The following is a 16,694-nucleotide window of genomic DNA, read 5'->3' as shown; positions in this document are numbered from 1 at the left end:
CCTGAGCGCCCCAACCGAGATCGGCGGGCCCAGCGGCCGGGTCGACGCCTGCGTCGGGCGGCCCGGACGGCCCCGCCGCGCTCCCGGCCCTCACTAGACTCAAGCGGTGGCGACGTGGGAGGACGGACCGGAGTACGCACCGCGCGAGCGGCCGCAGTACTTCGCCGACGCGCCCCTGCCCCCGCTGGAGCAGGCGCCGCCGCCCGAGCGGCCCGCGGAGGGCCTGCCCGCCGTACGGCCGCGGTTCGACGAGCCCTCCGCCCCGGTCGCCCCGCTGGCGACGCTGGTCCCCACGCCGCGCGACGAGCGCGACCCGAACCGGCCCTTCGACGTCGTCACGGCGACGCTGACGTCGGAGTCGGCCTGGGGCGCGCCCACCCAGCCGCTCGGCCACGCCCCCCTCGCCGCACCCGTGCCCGGTGCGCCGTGGCCGCTGCTCGAGACGCCGCCGCAGAGCCAGGTCGCGCCGTTCCCGCACGCCGCGCAGCAGGGTCCGCCGCAGGCGCTGCAGCAGGGCACGCACGGCTACCCCGAGCCCGGCACGCCCGGCTGGTTCTCGCCGCCGCCCACCACGTACGGCGACCAGCGTCAGCCCGGCCGGCTCTCCGCCCGGGCGGTGGTCGACGCGGCGACGCCCGGCCTGTGCATCGGCCTCGCCCTCGGCGGGGTCATCTACCCGCTCGCGCCCGTGATGGTCGTCGTGGCCGTCTTCCTGTCGATGCGCGTCCAGGTGGCGCAGGCCGCCGTCCGGATGACCCTGCGGGTCGCGGCCGGCGCGGTGGCCTTCTTCGCCGTGGTCGGCCTGGTCCGCTCGGTCGCGACCGGGGACCCCTGGTGGGGGTTCGTGTCGTCGTGGTCGGTCGCCATCTGCTGGGTCTCGCTCGTCGTCGTGCTGCTCGTGGTCTGGCAGGCGCTCAAGCGGCCGAGCGCCCCGCCGCCGGCGAACCCCTGGGGCTGAGCGGGTGGCTGCCCCTGCCCGCCCCCGCACCCTGACCGAGAGCCTGCGCCGCTGGCCGGTCGACGCGGTCGAGGCCCTCCTGCGCTCCCGGCCCGACCTCACGGTGCCGATGCCGCGCGACCTCTCCGAGCTCGCCTCCCGCGCGACGACCTCCGCCTCCACGGCCCGCGCCCTCGACGACCTCGACGCCTGGCAGCGGCTGGTCGCCGAGGCCCTGGCCGCGCTGCCCGACCCCACGACGATGACCGACCTCGAGGCGCTCGTCCGTGGCGACGGGACGGACGGCGCCGACGCCGAGGTCCGGGCCACGATCGAGGTGCTGCGCCACCGGGCCCTCGCCTGGGGCGACGACGACGCCCTGCACCTCGTGCGCACGGTCCGCGAGGCGTTCGAGCCGCACCCGCTCGGGCTGGCCGCGCCCTCGCGCCAGCCCCTGGCCGACGCCGAGGTCGAGGCGGGCCTCGCCGCCTGCACCCCGGCGATGACCGCGCTGCTGGAGCGTCTCCTCTGGTCGCCGACCGGCGTCTCGCGCCAGGCCGACCGGGCCGGGGCCGACCCCGCCCGCTCGCCGGTCGGCGCCCTGCTCGCCCTGCGCCTGCTGCGCACGCTCGACGGGGACACCGTCGTGCTGCCCCGCGAGGTCGCGCTGCGCCTCCGCGGAGGTCGCCTGACCCCGGACCCGGTCCCCGCCCGGGGGCCGGAGCTGACCGGCCGCAGCCGCTCGGCCACCCTCGTCGACCGCGCCGCGGCCGGCGCCGTCCTCGCCCTGCTCGACGACCTGGACCTGGTGGCCCGGGCGCTGGAGGACCAGCCGTTCCGACCGCTGCGCACGGGCGGGCTCGCCACCCGCGACCTGGCCGGCCTGGTGCGGGCGCTGGGCACCGACGTCGGTCACGCGACCTTCCTCGTGGAGCTGGCCGCCGCCGCGGGGCTCGTCGCCCCGGGCAGCAGCCACGGGGTCCTGCCCACGCCCGCGTACGACCGCTGGGTCCCCCGGCCGGCGGCCGAGCGCTGGACGGTCGTCGCGCAGGCCTGGCTCGGGGCGACGCGCTGGTTCGCGCGCTCAGCGGTCAACGGCGGACACGCGCTCGGGCCCGAGGCCGAGTCGCCCTCCGCGCCGGCGCTGCGCCGCACCGCGCTGGGGCTGGCCGTCGCCGCCGGTCCGGGGACCGTGCTCGACCCGGCCGCGCTGGGGGACGCGCTCGCCTGGGAGCGCCCGCGCCTGGCCCGCACCCCCGAGGCGGCGGTCGAGCTGAGCCGCGACCTGTGGCGCGAGGCGTCCTGGCTGGGGTTCGTCGCGCTGGACGCGGTGTCGGGGTTCGCCCCCGGGCTCCTGGCCGGTGAGGGCCTGCCCGCCGACCTCGCCGCGCTGTTCCCCGACCCGGTCACGCACCTCGTCCTCCAGGCCGACCTGACCGCGGTGGCCCCGGGACCGCTCCGTCACGACGTCGCCGCCGACCTCCGGCTCCTCGCCGCGCAGGAGTCGCGCGGCGCGGGCGCGGTCTTCCGCTTCAGCGCCGACTCCGTACGCCGGGCGTTCGACGCCGGGTGGACCACCGAGCAGTCGCTGGAGTGGCTGCGCGCGCACGCGACCACGCCGGTCCCGCAGCCGCTGGAGTACCTGCTCGGCGACGTCGCGCGACGCCACGGCGCCGTCCGCGTCGGCCCGGCGCTCAGCTTCGTGACGAGCGAGGACGACGCCCAGCTCAGCGTGCTGCTGCGCCACCCGCAGGCCGCCGCCCTCGGGCTGCGCCGCCTGGGCGCCGGCGTCGTCATCGCCGCGGCCGAGCCGGACGAGCTGCTCGAGGCGCTGCGCGAGGTCGGCCTGAGCCCGGTGGCCGAGGACGTCCACGGGCGGGGGCTGCCCGCCCCGCCGGTCCCCCGCGCGCCGGCCGTACGCCTGGCCCCCACGTCCGCCGCCCCGCGCACCACGGACGTGGCGTCCGCGATCGTCGCGGCCGACCAGCGCGCCGCGACCGCCTCCACCGCCGCGGCGGCCCTCGACGACCTCCGCGCCGCGACGCGCGACGGCCTCCCGGTCCGCGTCACCTGGGTGAAGGACGACGGCCGCTCCACCTCGCGCGACCTCGCCCCGCTCGACCTCTCCGCCGGTCTCGTCCGCGCCGTCGACCGGACGAACGCCGAGATCGTCACGATCGCCCTGAGCCGGATCGCCGCCGTCGAGCTGAGCTGACGGTCTCCCTCCACCCCGAGGCGCCCGCGCCCTTCCACCCCCGCGCCTACGCTTGCCGGGATGTCTGCTGACGCTCCTGGACCCCTCGTCGTCCAGTCCGACAAGACCCTCCTCCTCGAGGTCGACCATCCCCAGGCCGAGGCCTGCCGGATCGCGATCGCGCCCTTCGCCGAGCTCGAGCGCGCGCCCGAGCACATCCACACCTACCGGCTGACGCCGCTGGGCCTGTGGAACGCGCGCGCGGCGGGCCACGACGCCGAGCAGGTGGTCGACACCCTGCTCACCTACAGCCGCTACCCCGTCCCGAACGGCCTGCTGGTCGACGTCGCCGACACCATGGACCGCTACGGCCGGCTGCGCATCGAGAAGCACCCGACGCACGGCCTGGTGCTCGTCACCACCGACCGCCCGGTGCTGGCCGAGGTGCTCAAGAGCGCCAAGGTCAAGGGCCTCGTGGGCAACCGCGTGGACGACGACACGGTCGTCGTCCACGCGTCCGAGCGCGGCCACCTCAAGCAGGTGCTGCTCAAGCTCGGCTGGCCCGCCGAGGACCTCGCCGGCTACGTGAACGGCGAGGCGCACGCGATCGAGCTCGACCAGGACGGGTGGGAGTTACGGCCCTACCAGGCGCAGGCCGCCGAGTCGTTCTTCCACGGCGGCTCCGGCGTCGTCGTGCTCCCCTGCGGCGCGGGCAAGACCATCGTCGGCGCGGCCGCCATGGCCACGGCCAAGACGACCACGCTGATCCTCGTGACCAACACCGTCTCCGCGCGGCAGTGGCGCGACGAGCTCGTGCGCCGGACGAGCCTCACGCCGGAGGAGATCGGCGAGTACTCGGGCTCCAAGAAGGAGATCCGGCCGGTCACCATCGCGACGTACCAGGTGATCACCACCAAGCGCGGCGGCGTGCACCCGCACCTCGAGCTCTTCGGCGCCCGCGACTGGGGCCTGGTCATGTACGACGAGGTGCACCTGCTGCCCGCACCGGTCTTCCGGATGACCGCCGACCTGCAGGCCCGGCGCCGCCTCGGGCTCACCGCCACGCTGGTCCGCGAGGACGGCCGCGAGGGCGACGTGTTCTCCCTCATCGGGCCCAAGCGCTACGACGCGCCGTGGAAGGACATCGAGGCGCAGGGCTACATCGCGCCGGCCGACTGCGTCGAGGTCCGGGTGACCCTCAGCGAGCCCGAGCGGATGACGTACGCCGTCGCCGAGCCCGACGTGCGCTACCGCCTCGCCTCGACCGCCGACTCCAAGACCGACGTCGTCGTCGACCTCGTGCGCAAGCACGCCGGGCAGCCGACGCTGGTGATCGGGCAGTACGTCGACCAGCTCGAGGACCTCGCCTCCCGCCTCGGCGCCGACCTGATCACCGGCGACACGACCGTGCGCCAGCGCGAGCGCCTGTACGAGGCGTTCCGGTCCGGCGAGATCGACCTGCTCGTGGTCAGCAAGGTCGCGAACTTCTCCATCGACCTGCCGAGCGCCCAGGTGGCGATCCAGGTCTCGGGGGCCTTCGGCTCGCGGCAGGAGGAGGCCCAGCGCCTCGGCCGGCTGCTGCGGCCGAAGGCGGACGGGCTCACCGCGCGCTTCTACGCCGTCGTCAGCCGCGACACCGTCGACGCGGAGTTCGCCGCGCACCGGCAGCGCTTCCTCGCCGAGCAGGGCTACGCGTACACGATCATGGACGCCGAGGACGCGCTCGCGGGCGAGTGAGCCGGGCGCGCCTCAGAGGTTGAGCCGCTTGGCCAGCTCGTGGCGCACGTCGGCCCGCCGCTCCCCCTGCAGCACGAGGAGCACGGCGAGGCTCAGCGCGCCGCAGACGGTCGAGGGCACCGGGTTGCCGACCCAGCCCAGGCCGAGGAAGACGAGCGGCGCCAGCCCGAGCACCACGGTGACCGCGCTGTAGAGGATGTGGTCCCCCACCTCGGTGCGCATCACGTGCACGGAGATGAGCAGCGCGACGACCGAGCAGGCGTCGACGAGCGGGACCGCGTAGGTGAGGGCCCAGCCGCGGTAACCGGTGAGGTAGTCCCAGTAGACGCTGGCCCCGCCGACCACGACGACGAGGTAGAGCGCGCCCTTGGCGACGTTGCGCCGCTTGCGGACCGCCATCAGGACGACGAGCCACATCGTGACGAGCCCCAGCCACACCGAGCGGAGGGCGCCGATCCCGGCCTGCCCGGCCCCGAGCAGCAGCTGCACGCCGAAGGACGCGGCGATCACCGCCAGCGAGGCCAGGAACACGACCCGCAGCAGGCGTCGGCGCGAGAAGCGCAGCGGCACGGCGGGCAGCGGGCTCGGGCCCGGTGTCCCCGACACGGGGGTCCCGCACAGCGGGCACCGCGACCAGGCGCCCTCGACCTCCACCCGGCAGGCCGGGCAGCGCGTCACCGCCCCACCTCCACCGGCTCGCCCTCGGCCAGCTCCGCCTCGGTGACCCGGCCCGCGGCGACCCGGACCTCGACGCCGCGGGCGGTGAGGAAGCGGGCCACCTCCTCGACGTGCGCGGTCTCGACGAAGGGCGAGGTGAAGCTCAGCGTCAGCAGGCCGGCGTGGGAGAGGACGCTGAGCTGCGGGCGCGCGGCCGAGACGTGGAACTGCATCCGCCCGACGTGCGCGGCCACCTCCTCGGGCAGGGCCACCCGGCCGAGGTTCGACACGGCCACGGTCAGCCCGCGGTTGCTGGAGGCGTTGACGAGGCCGAGCAGCACGTCCTTCAGCGGCCGCGGCACGACCCGCAGCAGCGGCGCCCGCTCGAGGCGGATGAACCCCCGCAGCTTGTCCTCCAGCGCCTCGGGGGTGGCCGCCCGCCGGAACTGCGCGTCGAGGTCGCGGCAGACCTCGCCGAGGACCTCCTGGTCGTCGTTCCCGTACGTGTGCTCGAGGCGCACGGTGGCGAAGAAGTTCCGGGCCGAGGTCGAGGGGAAGAACTGGCGCAGGTTCACGGGCAGGGACGCCCCGAGGGTGCGGGTCGGGGCGAGCCGCGGCGCCGAGCGCCGGACCGCCTCGAAGAGGAGCGCCGTCAGGTAGACGGTGACCGCGACCCCCTCGGCCTTGGCCAGGGCGATGACCTCCGGGGCGGGGACGGTGAGCTCGACGACCCGGGTGCGGTGGTCGGGCGTCCGGGTGCCGCGGACGCGGTGCACCCGCGAGGGGCGCTCCCGGTGCCTCTCCGCCCGCGGGACCGGCGGTGCCTCGGCGACCGGGGCGGTCGAGGCCGCGCGCACGAAGGCGGCGCCGGCCGGGTCCGCCTCGGTGGCCCCGTCCTCGGGGTCCCGGCCGCGGAAGTAGTGCGCGAAGCTGTCGCCGGTCAGCCCGCGGGCGGCGTCCGGCGCCTCGCCGGCGTCCTGCCCGGCCACGCGCCCCTCGGCCCGCAGGCCGACGTACGCGGCCAGCAGGTCGACGAGGAACCACAGGGCTCCGGTGCCGTCGGTGAGGGCGTGGAACACCTCCAGCGAGACCCGCGGGCCGTGGTGCACCACGCGGAAGAGCAGCGTGCGCCGGTCCGCGACGTAGAGCGGGGCGCAGGTGTGCTGGTCCTCCGCGCTCACGAGGGGACGCAGGTCGCTGTCCTGGAGGTAGTACCAGAAGACGCCGCTGCGCAGCACCGCGTGGTAGAGCGGGTAGCGGTCGTACGTCGCGTCGAGGGCACGCTGCAGGGTGGCCGGGTCGACCACGTGGTCGAGCTCGGCCCCGACCCGGAACACCTTGGGGTCGGTGTCGGTCCGGGCCGCGAGGAAGATGTTCGAGGTGTTGTCGAGCCGCACCCAGGTCCGGCGCGTCACGCCCTCCCGCCTCGGTGCCGGACGGCGCCGGGTCTGGTGAGCATCGCGGCTCCGATGGTCACCCCACGTCGGGGACCGTCGACTCCTCCTGGAACCCCAGCTCGACGGGCCAGCGGTCGGCCTGGTCGACGAGCAGCAGGATCTCCTCGAGCTCGCGCGGCCAGACCCAGTCGTCGCTGGCGCGCAGGTCCTCGGTGGACCACCAGCGGTGGCCCTTGAAGGTCGTCTGCTCCTCGAGCGTGTGGCCGGAGACGTCGACGTCGAAGGTGTCGACCCGCGCCGCGTAGAAGGTCTCGTCCTGCTCGATGACCTGGTCGGAGTAGCCGTGCACCACGTGGCGCCGGGCGACGGGACCGAGGAGCGCCGACGGGTCGAGGTCGAAGCCGGTCTCCTCGCGCACCTCGCGCACGGCGGCCTCGGTCTCGGACTCGCCGGGGTCGATGCCACCGCCGGGGGTGACCCACCAGCGGGCGTCGACCAGCCCGGGGTCGCTGTCCTCGAACAGCAGCGTCGCGCCCTCGGGGTTGAGCAGCAGGACGCGGACGGTCTTCCGCGAGACGCGCGGGCGTGCGGCCGGGTTCTCGACGACCGTGTAGGAACGGGTCCGGGCGGGCGGCTGGGCTGCGTCGGTCACGCGACCCACCCTAGGAAGGCCTCCCAGCCCGGTGTCGCCGGGGGCGGGTCCGCAGGCAGAACGCTGGACGGGCGCGGTGCCGGGGCCTACGGTGTCCTCTCGCCCCAGGGCGTGCCTCCCGGTGCTCGGCCGGTGATGGCGCGGCATCCGCGCCTGGTCCGGCAAGGCGGAGGAGCGAGAGCGCAGCGGGCTGCGCCGAGCGACTCCAACGCCGCCGGTCGGGATGCGGGGCCGTGTCAGCACCCGTCGACATCGGGAGGCAGGCCCTTCCACGCCCACCGATCGAGGATCGGAGCCCACGCATGCCCGCAGGCCAGACCGCCCCCACCGACCACCCTCCTGATCCGGTGCTCCGCGCCGAGCAGGACCACCTCCTCGAGTCGCGCGCCGCGCTCGGCCGGATGCGGACGACGACCGCGGGGCTGACCGCCCAGGGCGCCGACCGGCTGGCCACCGAGCACCTCAAGCAGGTCCTGCACCGCCGGATGCTCTCGCTGCAGGACGACCCCGCGGTGCCGCTGTTCTTCGGCCGGCTCGACTACGCCGCCGACCTCGGTGCGGAGCACGACGAGACGCTCTACGTCGGCCGGCGCCACATCACCGGCGAGGCCGGCGGCGAACCACTGGTCATCGACTGGCGCGCGGGCATGGCGCTGCCCTTCTACCGCGCCCGTCCGGCCGACCCGATGCACGTGCGCCGCCGGCGGCGCTTCGGCTTCTCGACCGGCGCGCTGACCGCGTACGAGGACGAGGACCTCGCCGGCGGCGCCGGCGCGAGCGGCACCGGTTCGGCGATCCTCCAGGCCGAGATCGAGCGGCCGCGCACCGGACCCATGCGCGACATCGTCGCCACCATCCAGCCCGAGCAGGACGTCATCGTGCGCGCCGGGCTGGACTCCTCGGTCTGCGTGCAGGGAGCGCCCGGCACCGGCAAGACGGCGGTGGGGCTGCACCGCGCGGCCTTCCTCCTCTACGCCTACCGCGAGCAGCTGGGTCGCTCGGGAGTGCTCGTCGTCGGGCCCAACGCGAGCTTCCTGTCCTACATCGGCGACGTCCTGCCAGCCCTCGGCGAGATCGACGCCGCCCAGGCCACCGTCGAGTCCATGCTCGCCGACGCGACCGGGCTGGTTGTCCGGGCGACCGAATCCGCGGCGCGCGCCCGGCTCAAGGGCGACGCCCGGCTGGCCGAGGTCGTCCGCCGCGCGGCCTGGGGCCACCTCGCGCCCGCGAGCGGGACCCTCGTCCTGCCCCGGGGCATCCACCAGTGGCGGGTGCCGGCGTACCTCGCCGACGAGGTCGTGGCCGAGCTGCGCGCCCGCGGGGTGCGCTACGAGGCCGGCCGCGCCATGCTCGCCCAGCGCCTCGCCCACCAGGTCCTGCTGCGCATGGAGGCCGCCGGCGACTCCCCCGACGACCGCGTCCAGGGCGCCGTGGCCCGCAGCCGGGAGGTGAAGGCGTACGTCTCCTCCCTCTGGCCCGCGCTGGACCCCGCGAAGCTGGTGCTGCGGCTGCTGACCGACGCGGACCTCCTGGCCGCGGCCGCCGACGGCCTGCTGAGCGCCGAGGAGCAGGCGGAGCTGCTGGCGAGCCGCCCGGGGAAGACGCCGCGGACCGCCCGCTGGACGCTGGCGGACCTCGCGCTGGTCGACGAGGTGACCGACGTGCTGAGCCGGACGCCGAGCCTCGGCCACGTCGTCCTCGACGAGGCGCAGGACCTCTCGCCGATGATGCTGCGGGCCGTCGGCCGGCGCGCGAGCACCGGCTCGATGACCGTCCTGGGCGACCTCGCGCAGGCGACCACGCCCTGGGCGGTGGGTGCGTGGGACGACGCCCTCGCCCACCTCGGCCAGCCGGAGGCGGTCGTCACCGAGCTCGTGGAGGGGTTCCGGGTGCCGGGGCTGGTCATCGACTACGCCGCCCGGCTGCTGCCGGTCATCGCCCCGACGCTGACGCCACCGCGCTCGGTGCGCCACTCGGCCGGCGAGCTCGACCTGCGCCGCACCGACGACCCCCTCGCCGGGCTCCTGGCGGCCGTGCAGGCCGACCTGGCGCAGGAGGGGACGGTCGGCGTCGTCGTCCCCGACGCCCGCATCGCTGAGGTCGCCGCGGCCCTCGGGACGTCAGGGGTGGCGTACGACCTGCTCGGCGAGGCCGGCGACTTCGGCACCGACGCGGCGCCCCGGGTCGACCTGGTCCCGGCGACCCTGGTCAAGGGCCTGGAGTTCGACCACGTCGTCCTCCTCGAGCCCGCCGAGCTCGTCGCCGCCGAGGCCGACGAGGTCACCGGCCTCAGGCGCCTCTACGTCTGCCTCACCAGGGCGGTCACGAGCCTGGTCGTCGTCCACACCCACGACCTGCCGGGAGCCCTCGACTAGACGCGGGAGCCAGCCCAGACCCGACCGACGCCGGACCGGGCGCCGGTGCCTGGACGACCGGAGGAGCAGGACACGCTCTTCGTCCTGCTCGGCAGGGAGGAAGACGTCGGACCAGAGCCTGATCCGCGTCCGAGCGGAGCGAGGACAGACGACTCAGCCCGGTCCGCGTCCGAGCGAGGACAGAAGACTCAGATCACGCGGAGCGCGCCTGGCGCGTCGACTCCCGCAGCCGCCCGTCGAGGGCGCGGAGCTCGCCGACGAGCTCGGCGGCGTCGCCCATGGTCAGGCCCGAGGCGCGGCAGACCTCGAGGGTCACCGCGCCGGCCTGCTCCTGCATGCGGAGCCCGGCCTTGGTCAGGCTGATGATCACGAGGCGCTCGTCGGCGCGGTCGCGCGTACGGCTGATCAGGCCCATCGACTCGAGGCGCTTGAGCAGCGGCGACAGCGTGCTCGACTCGAGCGACAGGCGCTCGCCGAGCCGTCCGACCGGGACGGAGCCCTCCTCCCACAGCAGCACCATGACGAGGTACTGCGGGTAGGTCAGGCCGAGGTCCTCGAGAGCGACGCGGTAGCGGGCGGTCATCGAGCGCGACGCGGTGTAGAGGGCGAGGCAGAGCCGGTCGTCCAGGCTCAGCGCGTCGGCCTCCTCGGCCGTCACGAGGGGGGCTGGGTCGGGGCGCCCACCGTCTCCCGTCGCCGCATCCATGTCCCGCAGGCTAACCGCTCTCGTCGTTTACAGCGTTGATCGGTCCACACCCGTGCCGCTCGCGCCGCACGGGCGGCTCGCTCACTCGCTCGTGCGCAGCCGCTCGGGCGTCACGAGCGGGAGGCGGACCTGGAAACGGGTGTCGCCGGGCACCGACTGCACGCGCAGGTCACCGCCGTGACGCTGGGCGATGACCCGGTAGGAGATGTCGAGCCCGAGCCCGGTCCCCTCGCCCACCGGCTTGGTGGTGAAGAACGGCTCGAAGATGCGCTCCTGGATCTCCGGCGGGATCCCGGTGCCGGTGTCGCCGACCTCGACGAGGACGGCGTCGCGCTCGAGCCGCGTCCGGACGGTCAGCGTGCCGCCGTCCGGCATCGCCTGGACGGCGTTGTCGATGAGGTTGGTCCACACCTGGTTGAGCTCGGCGGGGAAGGCGGGGACGCGCGGCAGGTCGTCGGCGAGGTCCTTGACCAGCGTGATCTTGCCGCTCGCCATGATCTTGTGCTTGAGCATCATGATCGTGCTCTTGAGGCCCTCGTGCACGTCGATGTCGGCGTGCGCCGCGCGGTCGAGCTGGGAGTACTGCTTCGCCGCCCCGACCAGCGTCGAGATGCGCGTGGTCGCGTCCTCGATCTCGTTCATCAGCTGCTCGGTGTCGAGCGCGTACGCGATCCAGTGCACGGCGTCGGAGAGGACCTCGGCCGAGACGTTGTCGGCGAGCTCCTCGAGCCACTCGACGTCGGCGCCGGCGGCGACGAAGACCGGTGCCACGTCCCAGCTGCCCTGCACGTCGTGGTCGTCGAGCCAGTCGCCCAGCTCGTCCTCGGCCTGCGAGGTCTCCAGCGGGCTGAGCTCGCGGGTGATCTTGGCCATCCGCTCGACCGCCGCCTCCTGCAGGTCGACCATGGCCGCGAACTCGTGGCCGTCGATGTCGGCCGAGGCCAGGTGGCTGAGCTTGCCGCGCATCTTGCTGACACGCTCGCGCAGGCTCGCGGTGGCGCGGACGGCGGCCGAGGCCGGGTTGTTCAGCTCGTGGGTGAGGCCCGCGGCCAGCCGGCCGAGGGAGAGCAGGCGCTCGCGCTGGCCGACGACGAGCTGGCTGTTGCGCATCCCCGTCGCCAGGCCCTCGAGCATGTGCATGGCCATCGGGAACCAGGCCCGGATCTTCTCGCCGAAGTCGGCCGCGTCGATCACCCAGAAGCGGGAGTCGTGCACGGCCACGAGGCTGTTGGCGTAGCGCTTGTCGCTGTCACGGACGAAGGCGGTCGTCGCGCCCGAGTAGACGCCGCGCTGGTCGGTGCGGTTGACCTCGACGTTGGTGCCCTCGACCCAGCGGCGCATGGCGACGCAACCCTCGACGAGCACGAAGAAGCAGGTCGCCGGGTCGCCCTCGGCGTAGACGGTCTCGCCCGCCGTACGGGTCTCGACCGCCCCCTGCTCGCTCAGCCAGGCCAGCTGGTCGGCGTCGAGGGCCTCGAAGAGGAACAGCGTCCTCAGCTCGTCGGGTGTGAGCCGCCCGCCCGGGTCGGCACCCTCGTGCCGGACCTGCTCGTCGTGGCCCTGCGCCTGCTGCGTCACCGTGTCTCCTCCACCCCGTCCAACGTGGCCGGGACGTGCTCTCTTCCCATGGTGCGCCCGCTCACTGCTCGGCGAGGTAGCGGTGCACGAGTGTGACCGCCAACGCACCCTCCCCGACCGCGGAGGCGACCCGCTTGACCGAAGCCGAGCGGACGTCGCCGGCCACGAAGACGCCGGGCAGGCTCGACTCGAGCAGGTACGGGTCGCGGTCGAGGTCCCAGCCGTCGGGCCGGCGGCCCTCGACGACCAGCTCGGGCCCGGTGAGCACGAAGCCGGCGCGGTCGCGCACGACCTCGCCGTCGAGCCAGTCGGTCAGCGGGGCCGCGCCAATGAAGACGAACAGGTGCCCGACGTCGACGACCTCGCGGGTGCCGGTGGTGCGGTCGTGCAGGGTCACGCAGCGCAGGTGGTCCCCGCCCTGGCAGTCCTCCACGACGGTGCCCGTGCGCACCTCGATGTTGTCGCGGGCGCGCACCTGCTCGACGAGGTAGGCCGACATCGAGCGCTCGAGGGAGTCGCCGCGCACGACGAGGGTCACCTTGGCGGCGTGGTTGGAGAAGAACACCGCGGCCTGGCCCGCGGAGTTGGCGCCGCCGACAATCACGACGTGCTCGCCGGCGCACGCGCTCGCCTCGGTCGACGCGGAGCCGTAGTAGATGCCTCGGCCGAGCAGCTCGTCGGCCCCGGTCGCGTCGAGCTGGCGGTAGGAGACGCCCGTCGCGAGCACCACCGTGTGGGCCAGCAGCGTCTGGCCGTCGTCGAAGGTGATCTCGCGCGCCGGGCCCTTGGCCTTGAGCCCGGAGACCGTCCGCGCCGTGAGCAGCTCCGCGCCGAGGCGGAGCGCCTGGCGCCGCGCCCGGTCGGTCAGCTGGGAGCCGGCCACCCCGTCGGGGAAGCCGAGGTAGTTCTCGATCCGCGAGCTCTGCCCCGCCTGGCCGCCCGCCGCGGAGCGCTCGAGGACCACGGTCTTGAGCCCCTCCGAGGCCGCGTAGACCGCAGCGCCCAGACCGGCCGGCCCGCCGCCGACGATGACGACGTCGTAGAAGTCGCCGCGCGGGGTCGTGTCCAGACCGACCGCGTCGGCCAGCGCGGTCAGGCTCGGCTTGGAGAGCGCCTCGCCACCGGTCGTGACGACCACGGGCACGTCGCCCGGCCCGAGCCCGGCCGCAGCGAGCAGCCGCGAGCCGTCGGGCTCCTCGACGTTGTACCACTTGTAGGGCACGAGGTTGCGCGCCAGGAAGTCGCGGACCTCGTACGACGGCGGCGACCACGGGTGGCCGAGGATCTTGATCTTGCGCTCCGGCGCGCGGCCCTCCCGCCGCCAGCTGGCCAGCATCTCGTCGACGACCGGGTAGAGCTTCTCCTCCGGCGGCTCCCACGGCTTGAGCAGGTAGTGGTCGACGTCGACGACGTTGATCGCCGCGATGGCGGCGTCGGTGTCGGCGTACGCGGTCAGGAGCGCCCGGCGGGCCTGCGGCACGAGGTCCATGGCCGCCTCGAGGAACTCGACGCCGTTCATCTGCGGCATCCGGTAGTCGGCCAGCAGCACGGCCACCTGCTCGCCGCGCAGCACGACCTCCTTGATCACGTCGAGGGCGACGGAGCCGGCCTCGGCGCGCACGATGCGGTAGTCCTCGGCGTAGCGGCGGCGCAGGTCGCGCGCGACCGCCCGCGAGACGCTCGGGTCGTCGTCGACGGTGAGGATCAGCGGCTTGGCCTCGCGCGGGGCGTCGCCGTCGCGCCGGGTCCGCGTCGCCGGGCGGTCGCCGGGCTCGCCGACGCCGCGGGTCGGGCCGGCGGTCAGGTCGGCCGGGTTCTGCATGGTGCTCATCGGTGCTCGTCCCTCACGCCGTCTGCTGGTCGACGAAGCACCAGCGCCAGCTCTCGCCTGGTTCCTCCGAGGTCATCACCGGGTGCCCGGTCTGCTCGTGGTGGCGGCTGGCGTGCTGGTTGACCGAGTCGTCGCAGCAGGCGACGTGGTCGCAGGTCAGGCAGCGGCGCAGGTGCGTCCACTGGTCTCCGGTGAAGGCGCAGTCGGCGCAGTACGGCTCGAAGCCGGCCGGGCGGGGCGTCAGCGGCTGCGCCTCGAGGTGGGCGCAGACGGAAGGGTGCAGGTTCATCGCGGACCATCCTGCCCCCCGACGGCGAACGGAGGGTGACACGTTCGCACCAGGCGCAACTCCTCCTCCTCGCGCCCGCTCCGGGCCTGACGACGACTCGTCGGCGCTCGGGAGGGGCGAGTCAGGGGGCGAGGCGGGAGCGCTTGCGGCGCCGCAGGCCCGCGGCGTGGAGGGCGGCGACGATGGCGCGCGAGCTCGAGGGGACCGCACCGGCGGCGACGGCGTCGGCGTAGCGGTCCTGCACCAGGTCGTAGTGGTCGCCGTCGAACGCCCGGGGCGGCAGCCCGAGGCGCTCGGCGAAGGCGTGCAGCTCCTCGTACGAGGTGTCGCTGGCCAGGTGCGACCAGAGCCGGCCGTGCGCGGGCCAGGTCGGGTCGTCGACCATGATCACGAGCGGGTCCCCGCCTCGCTGTCCAGCAGCGCGCGCCAGGTGCCGACGAGGTCGGCGTCGACGTAGGCCTTCCAGGAGCCGAGCGGGCGGACCTGGCCCGACACCTGGAACATCGACACCCCGGCCCGCACGAGCCACGGCACGTGCTCCGGCGCGAGCCCGCCCGCGGCCATGATCAGCCGGCGCGTCGCCGGGTCGTCCTCGGCGCGGGCGACGAGCTCGTCGAGGCCCTCGGCGACCCCGCGCGCGGAGCCGGCGGTGGCGACGGCGTCGAGCCCGGGCAGGTGCGGCAGCTCGCGCCAGGCGCGGTCGGTGGAGATGCAGGCGTCGACGGCGCGGGAGTGGGTCCAGCGGAGGTCGCCGTCGCCGATCAGCTCGGCGAGCACCTCGAGGTCGATCTCGGTCAGGCCGTTGAGGAAGCCGAGCACGACGCCGTCCGCGCCGGCCGACGCGTATGCCGACAGCAGCCCGCGCAGGCGGACGACCTCGCCGCCGTCGGTGCCGTAGCCGTCGCGCAGCCGCAGCAGCGGGCGGACGGGCAGGCTCGTCGCCGCGCGGACCTGCTCGACGAGGTCGGGCGCGGGTGACAGCGCCCCGGCCTCGCGCTCGGTGCCCGGCAGGGGTTCACCGATGAGGCTGACCCGGTCGGCCCCGCCCGCCTCGGCGCGCTGCGCGTCGGCCGCGTGGGTGACGACGACCTCGAGCAGCGCGCTCACCCGGGTCCGTCCAGGGCCTCGACAGTGGCGGTCGACGGGCCGCGCACCGCCTGCAGCCCGGCGGCCACCGAACCCGCCTCGCGCAGCACGCGGACGACGTTGCCGTGGGCCAGGGCGACGAGCTCGGGCTCGGTCCAGCCGCGCTGCCGCAGGGCGTCGAGCAGCGCCGGGTAGCGCGAGACGTCCTCCAGCCCCTGCGGCGTCGTCGGCGTGCCGTCGTAGTCGCCGCCCAGCCCGACGTGCTCGACGCCGGCGACCTCGCGCACGTGTTCGACGTGCGCGACGACGTCGGCGAGCGTGGCGGGCGGGCAGGCGGGCTCGTACGCCTCCGAGAACGCGTCGAGCGCGCCCAGGTCCCGGGCGTCGACGCCCGCGGCGAGCGCGGCGTCGTGGACCTCGGCCGACCACGCCGCGGCGGCCGGGCTGACGAAGCGCGGCACGAAGGTGACCATGCAGACCCCGCCGTTGTCGGCCAGGCGGGCGAGGACGTCGTCGGGCACGTTGCGCGGGTGGTCGGCGACGGCCCGGGCGCTCGAGTGGCTGAAGACCACCGGCGCGGCGGTGACGTCGAGTGCGTCGTGCATCGTCGTGGCGGCGACGTGGGAGAGGTCGACGAGCATGCCCAGCCGGTTGAGCTCGGCGACGACCTCGCGCCCGAAGCGCGTCAGCCCGCCGTGGCGGGGCACGTCGGTGGCTGAGTCGGCCCAGTCCGTGTTCTCGTTGTGGGTCAGCGTCAGGTAGCGCACACCGAGCGCGTGCAGCGCCCGCAGCGCCCCGAGCGAGCCGTCGATGCTGTGGCCGCCCTCGGCCCCCATCAGGCTGCCGATGCGTCCGGACGCCAGCGCGGCCTCGAGCCCGTCGGCATCGGTGACGAGCACCAGGTCGTCGGGGTAGCGCGCGACCATCGTCCGGACGGCGTCGACCTGCTCCAGCGTCGCGGTGACGGCGTCGCCGCCGCGCAGGCTGCAGGGCACGAAGACCGACCAGAACTGCGCGCCGACCCCGCCGGCGCGCAGGCGCGGCAGGTCGGTGTGCAGCTGCGGCTGGGACTTGGCCACGTCGACCGCGTCGAAGTCGTAGCCGGTCTCCCGCAGCGCCCAGGGCAGGTCGTTGTGGCCGTCGACCACCAGCGGTTGCGGCACCAGACCTCCCGGCTCTCCGGCCGGGTCGGACCCGCCGGCTGCGACGACCCTAGGACACGGGACGGCGCCGCCTCGCCACCCGCCGGGCCCGA

14 protein-coding genes are annotated in these 16,694 nt (G+C 75.1%); 4 read left to right on the top strand and 10 right to left on the bottom strand.

The features are described from left to right. The first annotated feature begins 106 nt into the window (after window positions 1-106). From BLU42_RS00605 to BLU42_RS00595, 3 genes are read left to right on the top strand one after another with little or no spacing between them, the layout of a single operon-like run. On the top strand, window positions 107-958 hold the full coding sequence (locus tag BLU42_RS00605; protein ID WP_091072257.1) for a hypothetical protein: 852 nt from the start codon (window positions 107-109) through the stop codon (window positions 956-958). 4 nt (window positions 959-962) lie between these two features. After that, on the top strand, window positions 963-3,152 hold the full coding sequence (locus tag BLU42_RS00600) for a helicase-associated domain-containing protein (RefSeq protein ID WP_091072254.1): 2,190 nt from the start codon (window positions 963-965) through the stop codon (window positions 3,150-3,152). A 60-nt stretch (window positions 3,153-3,212) separates the two neighbouring features. Next, window positions 3,213-4,868, top strand: a complete 1,656-nt coding sequence (locus tag BLU42_RS00595) for a DNA repair helicase XPB (protein WP_091072251.1) — start codon at window positions 3,213-3,215, stop codon at window positions 4,866-4,868. A 12-nt stretch (window positions 4,869-4,880) separates the two neighbouring features. Here the strand turns inward: BLU42_RS00595 and BLU42_RS00590 are convergent, their stop codons facing one another. Genes BLU42_RS00590 through BLU42_RS00580 form a run of 3 tightly spaced genes read right to left on the bottom strand, consistent with a single transcriptional unit; the run spans window position 4,881 to window position 7,574 of the window. Then, complete coding sequence (locus tag BLU42_RS00590) at window positions 4,881-5,546, bottom strand: DUF6320 domain-containing protein (RefSeq protein WP_091072250.1); 666 nt, start codon at window positions 5,544-5,546, stop codon at window positions 4,881-4,883. Next, the gene (locus BLU42_RS00585; RefSeq protein ID WP_091072248.1) at window positions 5,543-6,940 is read right to left on the bottom strand and encodes an alcohol acetyltransferase; all 1,398 of its coding nucleotides are present in this window, start codon (window positions 6,938-6,940) and stop codon (window positions 5,543-5,545) included. The genes BLU42_RS00590 and BLU42_RS00585 overlap by 4 nt, the downstream gene beginning before the upstream one ends. Window positions 6,941-6,998: 58 nt before the next feature. Continuing rightward, the gene (locus BLU42_RS00580; protein WP_269458006.1) at window positions 6,999-7,574 is read right to left on the bottom strand and encodes an NUDIX hydrolase; all 576 of its coding nucleotides are present in this window, start codon (window positions 7,572-7,574) and stop codon (window positions 6,999-7,001) included. 302 nt (window positions 7,575-7,876) lie between these two features. Between BLU42_RS00580 and BLU42_RS00575 the strand changes: the two genes are divergently transcribed. Further along, complete coding sequence (locus tag BLU42_RS00575; RefSeq protein ID WP_091072240.1) at window positions 7,877-9,949, top strand: HelD family protein; 2,073 nt, start codon at window positions 7,877-7,879, stop codon at window positions 9,947-9,949. Window positions 9,950-10,142: 193 nt separating this feature from the next. Here the strand turns inward: BLU42_RS00575 and BLU42_RS00570 are convergent, their stop codons facing one another. From BLU42_RS00570 to BLU42_RS00540, 7 genes are all read right to left on the bottom strand, one after another. Continuing rightward, window positions 10,143-10,607, bottom strand: coding sequence for a MarR family winged helix-turn-helix transcriptional regulator (locus BLU42_RS00570; protein WP_231918370.1), 465 nt, complete (start codon window positions 10,605-10,607; stop codon window positions 10,143-10,145). Between the two features lie 129 nt (window positions 10,608-10,736). Continuing rightward, window positions 10,737-12,233, bottom strand: a complete 1,497-nt coding sequence (locus BLU42_RS00565; RefSeq protein ID WP_091072233.1) for an ATP-binding protein — start codon at window positions 12,231-12,233, stop codon at window positions 10,737-10,739. Window positions 12,234-12,294: 61 nt separating this feature from the next. After that, on the bottom strand, window positions 12,295-14,064 hold the full coding sequence (locus BLU42_RS00560) for an FAD-dependent oxidoreductase (RefSeq protein ID WP_231918369.1): 1,770 nt from the start codon (window positions 14,062-14,064) through the stop codon (window positions 12,295-12,297). Between the two features lie 13 nt (window positions 14,065-14,077). Then, entirely contained in the window at window positions 14,078-14,353 is a 276-nt protein-coding gene (locus tag BLU42_RS00555; RefSeq protein WP_091072229.1) for a UBP-type zinc finger domain-containing protein, read from the bottom strand. Window positions 14,354-14,474: 121 nt separating this feature from the next. Then, on the bottom strand, window positions 14,475-14,738 hold the full coding sequence (locus tag BLU42_RS00550; RefSeq protein WP_091078955.1) for a DUF4031 domain-containing protein: 264 nt from the start codon (window positions 14,736-14,738) through the stop codon (window positions 14,475-14,477). 2 nt (window positions 14,739-14,740) lie between these two features. After that, complete coding sequence (locus tag BLU42_RS00545) at window positions 14,741-15,460, bottom strand: copper homeostasis protein CutC (protein WP_091072226.1); 720 nt, start codon at window positions 15,458-15,460, stop codon at window positions 14,741-14,743. Continuing rightward, on the bottom strand, window positions 15,457-16,602 hold the full coding sequence (locus BLU42_RS00540; RefSeq protein WP_231918368.1) for a dipeptidase: 1,146 nt from the start codon (window positions 16,600-16,602) through the stop codon (window positions 15,457-15,459). The genes BLU42_RS00545 and BLU42_RS00540 overlap by 4 nt, the downstream gene beginning before the upstream one ends. Window positions 16,603-16,694 lie beyond the last annotated feature (92 nt).

Origin of the sequence: Microlunatus sagamiharensis, from assembly GCF_900105785.1 — a bacterium.
GTDB lineage: Bacteria > Actinomycetota > Actinomycetes > Propionibacteriales > Propionibacteriaceae > Microlunatus > Microlunatus sagamiharensis.
The sequence above is the reverse complement of the archived record's forward strand: the minus strand, read 5'-3'. Positions and strand labels throughout refer to the sequence as shown.